Source organism: Nocardiopsis chromatogenes YIM 90109 (genome assembly GCF_000341185.1).
Classification (GTDB): domain Bacteria; phylum Actinomycetota; class Actinomycetes; order Streptosporangiales; family Streptosporangiaceae; genus Nocardiopsis_A; species Nocardiopsis_A chromatogenes.
Map to the genome: position 1 here is coordinate 1 of NZ_ANBH01000302.1, position 10,361 is coordinate 10,361.

A 10,361-nucleotide genomic window follows, 5' to 3' on the forward strand; every position below is an offset into this window, starting at 1 on the left:
GAGGCTAGAGTCCGCCGTCGGCCGCGGCCCCGACGAAGGCCGCCCAGGCGGTGTGGCCGAAGGCCAGCACCGCCCCCTCCGGTGCGCGCGAGTCGCGCACCCACGTGCCCGTGGGCACGTCCGCCACCTCGACGCACTGGCCGCCGCCGGTGCTGCTGTGGCTGCTCGTCCGCCACCGGGGGTGCCGGGGGAGCTGTGGATCGATCGCGGGCATGCCGCGCCTCCTCGTGTTGCGGTTCACTCGTCGTCCTGCGCCCGCGCCCGCATGGCGCGCTCCATCTCCGCCAGGACCTGGCGGGTCCTTTCCGGGTGCAGCGCGGCGGTACGCAGGTGCTCGAAGGCCACCGTGTAGAAGTGCACCTCCTTGGCCTTTTCTATATAGAGGCTGCTCGTCAGGTTCTCCAAATGGACGAGTTTGGGGGTGTGGATATCGGATTCGGGGAACTCGAGGATGTCGAATGCCCCGTCGAGTCCGGAATGCACCCCGATTCCGAAAGGTACGACCTGTACGGTGACCTGTGTCCTCCGCCCGGCCTCCAGCAGGTAGGCGATCTGGTCGGCCATCACGTGCGGCCCCCCGACCGGGCGGTGCAGGACCGACTCGTCCAGCACCACCCACACGTGCGGGGACGGCGAGCGCTCCGAGAACAGCAGTTCCCTGCGCCGGATGCGCAGCTCCACCCGGCGCTCGACCTCCTCGGGGGCGACCGAGGCCGGGTGGGCCTCCAGGAGCGCGCGGGCATAGGCCTCGGTCTGGAACAGCCCGGGGACGATCTGCGCCTGGTAGAAGCGGAGCACCGCCGCCTCCGGCTCCAGGCCCAGATAGACCTCGAACCGCTCGGGCATGACGTCGCCGTACACGTGCCACCAGCCGCGCCGCCGCGACTCGCGGGCCAGCGTCACCAGCGAGGTGCGCAGGCCCATGTCCTCCACCTTGTACAGGTCGAGCAGGTCGCGCACGTCGTCGGAGTTGGTGGCGACCTGGCCGCGCTCGATCCGCGACAGTTTGCTGCCGGACCAGGCCATCCGCTCCGCCGCCTCTTCTCCGGTCATTCCGGCGTTTTCCCGCAGACGGCGCAATTCGACGCCGAGCCGGCGCCGCCGGGCCGTGGGGCTGTTGGAAGCGGGCATGGTGACCTCCTGGCTGAGGGGAGTGCCGAAAGGAGAACGGAACGAGGCTACTGGACATCAGTGGGAGGTAAAGCGGGTAGGGAAAAATCAGGGAAGCAATTGCAGCGGCCGGGGCGCGAGGGGAGGATGGTCACCCGGGCGCGGACCCGGGACTGCCGGAGCGCCACCACGCCCAGGGGGGAGCCAGCCATGAGCGCGACACTTCAGGGACGGCCTGCCCGGGAGTTCCCCGCGGTCCCCCGGGCCCGGGGCGCGGGCGCGGTGGTCATGGCCCGCTGCGGGTTCCCCGGTGAGGAGCCGTACGTGCGCGAGGCGCGCGCCTTCGTGCGCTCCACCCTCGCGCTGTGCCCCGCCCTGAAGGACGACCTGGTCGACGCGGCCATGCTGCTGGTCAGCGAGGTGGCCTCGAACGCGGTCCGGCACACCCGCAGCGGCGAGCCCGGCGGGCGCTTCGGCGTGGAGGTGGTGCACCGCCCCGGAGCGGTCACCGTGGCCGTGCACGACGAGGGGCCGCGCCCGGACACCCCCGGCGGCCGCCCCGCGGTGCGCGGGTTCTCCCCGGACGCCGAGAGCGGCCGCGGGCTGGCCATGGTGGAGGCGGTCTCCAGCGAGTGGCACACCGCCCCGATGCCCGGCGGCCGCGTGGTGGCCTTCTCCCTCGACCCCGGGGCCCCGGCCGCCGACGGCGCCGCCGATCGCTAAGGTGCGGGGCATGTTCGCTATCACCGCCGCGCGCATCGACCCCGACGACCCCGTCTCCGGCCTTGAGGCCGCCGAGCGGCCCGACCCCGCCCCCCGCGACGGCTGGACCGTCGTGGACGTGAAGGCGGCCTCCCTCAACCACCACGACCTGTGGAGCCTGCGCGGCGTCGGCCTGAGCGCCGACAAGCTGCCCATGGTGCTGGGCTGCGACGCGGCCGGGGTCGACGAGGACGGCAACGAGGTGATCGTGCACTCCGTGGTGGGCGACCCCGGCGTCCCGGGCGGGGAGACCTACGACCCCAAGCGGTCGCTGCTGTCGGAGGTGTACGACGGCACGCTCGCCGAGAAGGTCGCGGTACCGCGCCGCAACCTGGTGCCCAAGCCCGCCGAGCTGAGCTTCGAGGAGGCGGCCTGCCTGCCCACGGCGTGGCTGACCGCCTACAGCATGCTGTTCACCAAGGCCGCCCTCGCGCCCGGGTCGACCCTGCTGGTCCAGGGTGCGGGCGGCGGCGTGGCCGGGGCGCTCATCGCGCTGGCCGCGCAGGCGGGGCACCGCGTCTACGCCACCAGCCGCAGCGGGGCCAAGCGCGACCGGGCCCAGGCGCTGGGCGCGTATGCGGCCGTCCCGACGGGGGAGCGGCTCCCGGAGAAGGTCGACGCCGTGTTCGACTCGGTCGGCCAGGCGACCTGGGCGCACTCGGTGCGCTCCCTCAAGCCCGGCGGGAGGATCATCACCTGCGGCGCCACCAGCGGCGACGCCCCTCCGGCGGAGCTGACCCGGGTGTTCTTCCTGCAGCTGCAGGTGATCGGCTCGACGATGGGCAGCCGCCGGGAGCTGGCCCACCTGACCGAGATGCTGGCCCGGACCGGCGTGCGCCCCACCGTCGACCGCGTCCTCCCCCTGACCCGGGCCAAGGAGGGCTTCGAGGCCATGGCGGCGGGCGACCAGTTCGGCAAGATCGTCTTCACCGTCTGAGCCACAGAACGGAGACAGGGCCCGGTGACGCCACCGGGCCCTAGGTCCTGTCTGGAGTTCGGCGGCGCCCCGCCGAGTGGGCGCCCCGTCGGCGATGATCTCGATGAAAGTGCTGTCATTCCGGCAGCACCTTCGTCGAGATCATCGCCGGAGAGGCCGAGCGAGGGGGAACTCCAGACAGGACCTAGCCGTGCTCCTCGGATTCGGCCAGGGCGGCCATCCCCTCCTGGAGGTCGGCCAACGCGTCGGCGGGTTCGTCGCCGTACCCGAAGGCATGGTGTCCGGCGCGGACCTCCGCGTGGCCGTTCCAGACCCCGTCCTCGTCTTGTTCAAGGGTGATCCTCACGGGGCCTCCCGCTCCGTGCCGGGGCGCCAGGGCGTCCCGAACTCCTCGATAAGCCCGTCGAGGGCCTCCAGGAGGTCGGCGACGGCCTCCTCCGGCGTGCCGCCCTCGCCGACGGCCCCGACGCCCGGCCGCAGGGAGACGTGGGCACACCACATGCCGTCCTCATCCTGGCCCACGACGGGGGCCATGCACGTCATTCGGCTCTCCGGCATCAGATCGTGAGTTCGATGTTCTGATTGCTCGAGCGGCGTTTGCGGAGGATGGCCAGGATCGCCTCCTTGAGGTCGCCATAGGCCGCCTTGGGGGTGGGGCCCTCACCGACGACCCTCAGGCCGCGCAGTTCGGCCTCGGCGCACCAGACCCCATCGTCGAAGTCCAGGGTGTACGGGAGCTTGATGGGGCGGCTCATCCTCGGCGGTCCTCCGTGACGGTGCGCGGGCGACCCTGACACGAGAAAGGTACGCGACCGCCCCGGCTGATGCGGGGCGATCGCGTACCTGTGGACAGCGGCCTCAGGCGGTTCCGGGCTTGTCGTCGCCCTTGCCGTCCCCGTCGGCGGCTCCGGTGTCCCCGTCGGCCCCCGACTCCGGCGCGGCCTCCGCCGAAGGGGCCTTCGACGACGGGTCCTCGTGGACGGCGGTGGACCACGGGTCGGAGCGGTCCTCCTCGGCCGGGGGCTGGGCGAAGGGGCCCTTCGGCTCCTCCCGCTGCTCCCGGTCCTCCTCTTGGGCCCTCGTGGTCTCCTCCTCTTCGGCGGACTCCTCGCGGCCGCGCGGGTGCTCCGCGCCGCCCGGTCCCCAGTTGGCCATGTCGCGCTGGATCACATCGAGGGTGTCGTCCAGGATCCGCTTGAGGTCCCGCGCCGCCGTCTCGCCCACGGCGCCCGCGTCGCGGACCACGTCGCGCACCCGGTCGGCGAAGTCGTGCAGGGTCCGATCGAACTCGGCGCGGTGGCCTTGGCGCTCGCGGCCGGATGCGGACCCCTCCTCGCCCGAGGTCCCGGAGGTCTCCTCCGACTCCTCGGCGGTGCGGCCGGAGCCCCACGGCCCCCAGGTGCCCCATGCGCCGCCCCACGAGCCCTTCCAGGACTCGCCGACGTCCTTGGCGAAGCGCTCCCAGTCGCGCCCCCACCAGCCGCCCTGCGGCCCCTGGGCGCCCTGGCCCGCGCGCTCGCGGTCCGCGCCCTGCTCACCGGCGGCGTCGCCGGTACCCGCGGAGCCGTCCGTGCCCGAGGAGGACTCCCGGGCGCGGCGCCCGCCGGAGGCGGCGTACTTCAGCTCCTCGCGCAGCGAGCTGATGGTGTCGCGCACGTCCTCCTTGACCGCGCGGGCCACGTCCCGCACCGACTCGGTGATCTCGCGCTCCAGGTCGTTCAGGTCCGCGCTGCGGCGGTTCAGCTCCTCGCGCCCCTCGTCGGTGAGCCGGTAGACCTTGCGGCCGTTCACCTCCTCGTGGGTGACCAGCCCCTCCTCCTCCAGGCGGGCCAGGCGCGGGTAGATCGTGCCCGGCGAGGGCGAGTACACCCCCAGGAACCGGTCGCGCAGCAGGCTGATGATCTCGTAGCCGTGCTTGGGGCTCTCGTCCAGCAGCTTGAGCAGGTAGAGCCGGAGCCGGCCGTGGCCGAAGATGGTGCTCATGCCTCTCCCCTCGGGATCTCGGCCGGGGCGTCGGCGGCGCGGCGCAGCAGGGAGACCGCCCCCGAGACCGTGGTGGTGCTGATCGCGGCCGGGTCGGGGCCGTTCCCGATGGTGCCGCCCAGCCGGGAGCGGCCGCGCAGGGCCTTGCGCTCCAGCCCGAACTCCGAGTCCAGGGCGCCGGTGGCCGAGCGCAGGTCGACGTCGGCGGAGGTCTCGGCGGGCACCCGCAGCGCCACCCCGCCGGAGATGGAGCCCAGCCGCACCTTGGCGGAGGCGGCCAGCTCCACGTCGGCCAGGACCTTGCCGGAGGCGGTCTTGGCGGCGAAGGAGGACAGCCGCCCCCCGGCCACCGCGGCCTGGCCGCCGACGCTGTTGAAGGACAGCCCGCCCCGCAGGCCGCGCGCGGCCAGGTCGCCGCTGACCGTGGAGACCTCCACGTCCCCGGACAGCTCGTCCAGGGTGACGTCGCCCGAGGCGGTGCGCAGCTGCACCCGCCCGGCCAGCCCGGCGGCCACGATCGGCGCCGACAGGGTGGTGACCTCCACCGGGCAGTCGCGGGGGACCCGCAGGTCGACCGAGGCGGTGCGGCGCCCCACGTCCTTGTAGCCCGACAGCTGCACCGGCTTGAGCCGGTCGAGCAGCCCGCCGCCGGTGAGGTCCTCGTAGGTGATGGTGAGGATCCCGGCCTCGTGGGTGACGAGGACCGGCTCCCCCTTGATGTCGGAGACCTCGAAGGTCACCGGATCGTCGGTGGGCAGGATGTTGACATGACCGCCGATGACACGGACGCGCAGCGCCACGATCCCGTCGAGGACCCGCGTCGTCGGCTGGTCGATGGTCCAACGCGCCATCGCGACACCTTTCGACTCGAACGCTTCTGCAATCACGATATGTCGCGTTCGCGGGAGCTTCAAGATATGTCGCGAAACATCCGGGGTGTGTCGGGGAGACCCCGAGCCCGGCCCCGGGGCCGCTCCCGCGGGCCCGGCCCGCGGACCGGGCCGGAACGCCGCAGGGGACCCCCGACGGTGTCGGGGGTCCCCTCATCGGCGCGCGGACCCGCCCGGCCTCACTCGTCCTCGTCGTCGTCGAGCCGGGCCAGCCAGGTGGCGAGCCGGTCGACGGCCGTCTCGAACTCCGGGTTCAGGTCGGTGAACGTGCGCAACCGGTCGGAGAGCCAGGCGAAGGAGACCTCCTCCTCGCCCCGGCGCCGCTCCAGCTCCTCGATCCCGCGGTCCGTGTCGTACATGGCGCCTACTCGACCGGCGGGAACACCGTGTTGACCACGGCCTGCTGCTCCACCTCGTGCCGCTTGGCCGAGCCGGCCGCAGGAGACGAGGAGGCCGGGCGGGAGACCCGGGTGAAGGGCCGGTCCAGCTGCTCGGAGAAGACCAGCGCCACGAACGGCCAGGGGCCCATGTTCGCCGGCTCCTCCTGCACCCACAGCACCTCGCCGGCGTTGGGGAACGCCGCCAGGCGCCGCCGGATCTCCTCCACCGGCAGCGGGTAGAGCCGCTCCACCCGGATGATCGCGGTGTGCTCGTCGCCGGTGCGGTCCCGGGCGCCGTCCAGGTCGTAGTAGACCTTGCCGGAGCACAGCACCACCCGGCGCACCTTGGCCGGGTCGACCTTGCGGTCGTCGATGACCGGCTCGAACGATCCGGAGGTGAACTCGGCGGCCGTGGAGGTGGCCTGCTTGGCGCGCAGCATCCACTTGGGGGTGAACACCACCAGCGGGCGCCGGTAGCCCGACATGGCCTGCCACCGGAGCAGGTGGAAGTAGCTGGCCGGGGTGGTCGGCATCGCCACGGTCATGTTCTCCTGCGCGCACTGCTGCAGGAACCGCTCGACGCGGGCCGAGGAGTGGTCCGGGCCCTGGCCCTCGTAGCCGTGCGGCAGCAGCAGGGTCACGCTGGAGCGCTGGCCCCACTTCTGCTCGCTGGAGGAGATGTACTCGTCGATGATGCTCTGCGCGCCGTTGACGAAGTCGCCGAACTGGGCCTCCCAGGCCACCAGCGCGTCCGGGCGCTCCACCGAGTAGCCGTACTCGAAGCCCAGCGCCGCGTACTCGCTGAGCAGCGAGTCGTGCACGTAGAACTTGGAGGTGCCCCGGTCGAACCGCTTGAGCGGGGTGTGCACCTCGCCGGTGGCCTTGTCCACCAGGGAGGCGTGCCGCTGGCCGAAGGTGCCGCGGCGGCTGTCCTGGCCCACCAGGCGCACCGGGTGCTCGTCCATCAGCAGCGAGCCGAAGGCGAGCAGCTCGCCGGTGGCCCAGTCGATGGTGCCGTCCTCGACCACCTTGGCGCGGCGCTGCAGCTGCGGCAGCAGGCGCGGGTGGGCGGTGAAGCCCTCCGGCAGGTCGGTCTGGGTGGAGATGATCTCCTTGACCGCCTGCTCGGAGATGGCGGTGGGCACCTGGGTGTGGTCCAGCCGCCCCTCGTCGAAGACGTCCGGCTTGACGACCGAGCCCGGCTCGATCGGCTTCTTGTCGGCCTCGCGGGTCTCGGAGAAGGCGCGCTCCAGCTCCTGCTGGTACTCGCGCAGCGCCTGCTCGGCCTCCTCCATGGTGATGTCGCCGCGGCCGACCAGCGCCTCGGTGTAGAGCTTGCGGGTGGACCGCTTGGAGTCGATCAGCTCGTACATCAGCGGCTGGGTGAAGTGCGGGTTGTCCGACTCGTTGTGCCCGCGGCGGCGGTAGCACACCATGTCGACGACGACGTCCTTGTTGAACGCCTGGCGGTAGGCGAAGGCCAGCCGCGCCACCCGCACCACGGCCTCCGGGTCGTCCCCGTTGACGTGGAAGATCGGCGCCTGCACCATCCGCGCCACGTCGGTGGCGTAGATGCTGGAGCGGCTGTCGGCCGGGGAGGTGGTGAACCCGACCTGGTTGTTGACGATGACGTGCACCGTGCCGCCGGTGCGGTAGCCCCGCAGCTGCGACAGGTTGAGCGTCTCGGCCACCACGCCCTGCCCGGCGAACGCGGCGTCGCCGTGGATGAGCAGCGGCAGCACGGTGAACCCGTGCGGGCCCTTGTCGAGCACGTCCTGCTTGGCGCGGACGATGCCCTCCAGCACCGGGTCGACGGTCTCCAGGTGGCTCGGGTTGGCCGCCAGCGAGATCGCGATCTTCCGCCCGTCCGGGGCCTCGAAGGTGCCCGCGGTCCCCAGGTGGTACTTGACGTCGCCGGAGCCGTGCGCCGAGCGCGGGTCCAGGTTGCCCTCGAACTCGCCGAAGATCTGGCCGTAGGACTTGCCGCAGATGTTGGCCAGCACGTTCAGGCGGCCGCGGTGGGCCATGCCGATGACGACCTCGTCCAGCTCGGCGCCGGCCGCCTGGGAGATGACGCCGTCCAGCAGCGGGATGAGCGACTCCCCGCCCTCCAGCGAGAACCGCTTCTGCCCGACGTACTTGGTCTGCAGGAACGTCTCGAAGGCCTCGGCGCTGTTGAGGCGCCGCAGGATGTGCAGCTGCTCGTCGCGGTCGAGCTTCTCGTGCTCGCGCTCGACGTGCGACTGGATCCACTCCCGCTCTTCGGGGGACTGGATGTGCATGTACTCGATGCCGACCGTGCGGCAGTAGGTGTCGCGCAGCACGCCCAGGATGTCGCGGAGCTTCATCACCGGCTTGCCGCCGAACCCGCCGGTGGGGAACTCGCGCTCCAGGTCCCACAGGGTCAGCCCGTGCTGCAGCACGTCCAGGTCGGGGTGGCGGCGCTGCTTGTACTCCAGCGGGTCGGTGTCGGCCATCAGGTGGCCGCGGACCCGGTAGGCGTGGATCAGCTCCTGCACGCGGCTGGTCTTGTCCAGCTGCTGGGAGGTGTCGACCGAGATGTCCTGCGTCCAGCGGACCGGCTCGTAGGGGATCCGCAGGGAGGCGAAGATCTCGTCGTAGAAGCCGTTCTCGCCCAGCAGGAGCTGGTGGATGCGCTTCAGGAACTCCCCGGACTGCGCGCCCTGGATGATCCGGTGGTCGTAGGTGGAGGTCAGCGTCATGACCTTGCTGATGGCCAGCCGGTTCAGCGTCTCGGGGGAGGCGCCCTGGAACTCGGCCGGGTACTCCATCGAGCCGACGCCCACGATGGTGCCCTGGCCCGGCATGAGCCGCGGCACCGAGTGCACGGTGCCGATGCCGCCGGGGTTGGTCAGGCTGATCGTGGTGCCCTGGAAGTCGGGCACGCCCAGCTTGTTGTTGCGGGCCTTGCGGACCAGCTCCTCGTAGGCGCTCCAGAACCCCTTGAAGTCCAGGGTGTCGGCGGCCTTGACCGAGGGCACGACGAGCTGCCGGGAGCCGTCCGGCTTCTGCAGGTCGATCGCGAGGCCGAAATTGACGTGCTCGGGCTTGGCCACCCCGGGCTTGCCGTCGACCTCGACATAGGAGTGGTTCATCTCCGGCATCGACTCCAGGGCCTTGACCATGGCGTAGCCGATGAGGTGGGTGAACGACACCTTGCCCCCCCGCGCGCGGCGCAGGTGGTTGTTGATGACGATGCGGTTGTCGAAGAGCAGCTTCACCGGCACGGCCCGCACGGAGGTGGCGGTCGGCAGGGCGAGGCTGGACTCCATATTGGTGGCGGTGCGGGCCGGAGCCCCGCGCAGCCGCTCCTCGGTGACCTTCAGGGCCTCGTCGGCCGGGGCGGAGGAGGACTCGGCGCCCGCCGCGGCCTTCTTGCCGCCGCCGGAGGCCGGGGCGGCGGTCGCGGCCTTCCCGTCGCCCTTGGCGGGTGCACCCGTGGCCGACGGTGCACCCGCGGAGCCGGACGCGGCGGTCCCGGGCTTGGCGGAGCCGGACTTGTAGTCGGCGAAGAAGTTCCACCACGCCTTGTCAACGGAGTTCGGGTCGTTCAGGTACTTCTGATAGAGCTCCTCGACCAACCACTCGTTCGGGCCGAAATCTGTCAGGGGTTGAGACGCCTCAGACGACACGGCGGAGATCGCCCTCTTCCGCAGCTCGCTTGTGAATGTATGGATCAGGAGATGGCCGTCGAGCAGGGCGGGCTCGCAGCGCGCCAGCTACCGCAGGCGGCAAGGACGCGTCGCCCGGCCGGCAATCTCGGTAACAGGCTAGCTGTACAGGCATGAAGATGCCGCCCCCAGGCCGATACCGGACTGGGAGATACCTAACAATCATTCACAAAGTCGGCTCGCCGCGCGGGCGCGGCACGCGGGGAAGAAGGCCCCGGACCTCCTGTGCTTCCAGGGGTTTCCGTGCGCATGTCCCGGTCGCCGACTCCATGCCCCGGCCGGCCCCGGGCCAATCGCGCGGGGCGGCGGAGATTTTTTCGGAACCGTGCGTCGGCGCCCGGCGTCACACCTGGTGTGCGCGGCCGGACAGGACGGCCGTTCCCGAGACCGGCGGGACACGGGGGTTCCGCCGGACGAGGGAGCGGGTCCGGCCGCGCACGGTCCGTTCCCCCCGCGCCCCCGCCCTCAGAGCTTGGCGTGGTCCCAGCTCGCGGCGTGCTCCTCGCGGAGGAACACCGCCACCCGCTTGCGCCCGGCGCGCTCGATCTCCTCGCGCGCGCCCGCGGCCTCCAACTCCTCTTCGGCCGTCCCGGTCATGGCGGCGGTC

The 10,361-nt window shown here is 71.9% G+C and carries 11 protein-coding genes; 2 read left to right on the top strand and 9 right to left on the bottom strand.

Annotation, left to right across the window (positions count from 1 at the left end):
• Positions 1-4 precede the first annotated feature (4 nt).
• Together D476_RS0126830 and D476_RS0126835 are read right to left on the bottom strand one after the other, a co-directional pair.
• Complete coding sequence (locus D476_RS0126830) at positions 5-214, bottom strand: DUF397 domain-containing protein (RefSeq protein ID WP_017626985.1); 210 nt, start codon at positions 212-214, stop codon at positions 5-7.
• Between the two features lie 23 nt (positions 215-237).
• Positions 238-1,131 carry a helix-turn-helix domain-containing protein gene (locus D476_RS0126835; RefSeq protein WP_026123892.1) on the bottom strand — a complete coding sequence of 298 codons (894 nt, stop codon included), beginning with the start codon at positions 1,129-1,131 and terminating at the stop codon, positions 238-240.
• A gap of 189 nt (positions 1,132-1,320) precedes the next feature.
• On the opposite strand from D476_RS0126835, the gene D476_RS0126840 reads away from it, so the two are divergent.
• The gene (locus tag D476_RS0126840) at positions 1,321-1,833 is read left to right on the top strand and encodes an ATP-binding protein (RefSeq protein ID WP_017626987.1); all 513 of its coding nucleotides are present in this window, start codon (positions 1,321-1,323) and stop codon (positions 1,831-1,833) included.
• Positions 1,834-1,843: 10 nt separating this feature from the next.
• Positions 1,844-2,809: a zinc-binding dehydrogenase gene (locus D476_RS0126845; RefSeq protein WP_017626988.1), complete on the top strand. Its 966-nt coding sequence runs from the start codon at positions 1,844-1,846 to the stop codon at positions 2,807-2,809.
• A 184-nt stretch (positions 2,810-2,993) separates the two neighbouring features.
• Here D476_RS0126845 and D476_RS38310 read toward each other — a convergent pair whose 3' ends face one another.
• The 7 genes from D476_RS38310 to D476_RS0126880 all read right to left on the bottom strand — a co-directional run bounded on the left by D476_RS38310 (position 2,994) and on the right by D476_RS0126880 (position 9,715).
• Positions 2,994-3,155, bottom strand: coding sequence for a hypothetical protein (locus tag D476_RS38310; RefSeq protein WP_017626989.1), 162 nt, complete (start codon positions 3,153-3,155; stop codon positions 2,994-2,996).
• Positions 3,152-3,343, bottom strand: coding sequence for a type II toxin-antitoxin system HicB family antitoxin (locus tag D476_RS0126855; protein WP_239648836.1), 192 nt, complete (start codon positions 3,341-3,343; stop codon positions 3,152-3,154). The genes D476_RS38310 and D476_RS0126855 overlap by 4 nt, the downstream gene beginning before the upstream one ends.
• Positions 3,344-3,366: 23 nt before the next feature.
• On the bottom strand, positions 3,367-3,564 hold the full coding sequence (locus D476_RS0126860; RefSeq protein WP_017626991.1) for a hypothetical protein: 198 nt from the start codon (positions 3,562-3,564) through the stop codon (positions 3,367-3,369).
• A 103-nt stretch (positions 3,565-3,667) separates the two neighbouring features.
• Complete coding sequence (locus tag D476_RS0126865) at positions 3,668-4,792, bottom strand: PadR family transcriptional regulator (RefSeq protein ID WP_017626992.1); 1,125 nt, start codon at positions 4,790-4,792, stop codon at positions 3,668-3,670.
• Positions 4,789-5,643 carry a DUF4097 family beta strand repeat-containing protein gene (locus tag D476_RS0126870; protein WP_017626993.1) on the bottom strand — a complete coding sequence of 285 codons (855 nt, stop codon included), beginning with the start codon at positions 5,641-5,643 and terminating at the stop codon, positions 4,789-4,791. The genes D476_RS0126865 and D476_RS0126870 overlap by 4 nt, the downstream gene beginning before the upstream one ends.
• 218 nt (positions 5,644-5,861) lie before the next feature.
• Positions 5,862-6,041 (bottom strand): DUF6104 family protein, encoded by a 180-nt coding sequence (locus D476_RS0126875; RefSeq protein WP_017626994.1) that lies wholly within the window; start codon positions 6,039-6,041, stop codon positions 5,862-5,864.
• Between the two features lie 5 nt (positions 6,042-6,046).
• Positions 6,047-9,715, bottom strand: a complete 3,669-nt coding sequence (locus D476_RS0126880; protein ID WP_040727476.1) for a multifunctional oxoglutarate decarboxylase/oxoglutarate dehydrogenase thiamine pyrophosphate-binding subunit/dihydrolipoyllysine-residue succinyltransferase subunit — start codon at positions 9,713-9,715, stop codon at positions 6,047-6,049.
• Positions 9,716-10,361: the final 646 nt, after the last annotated feature.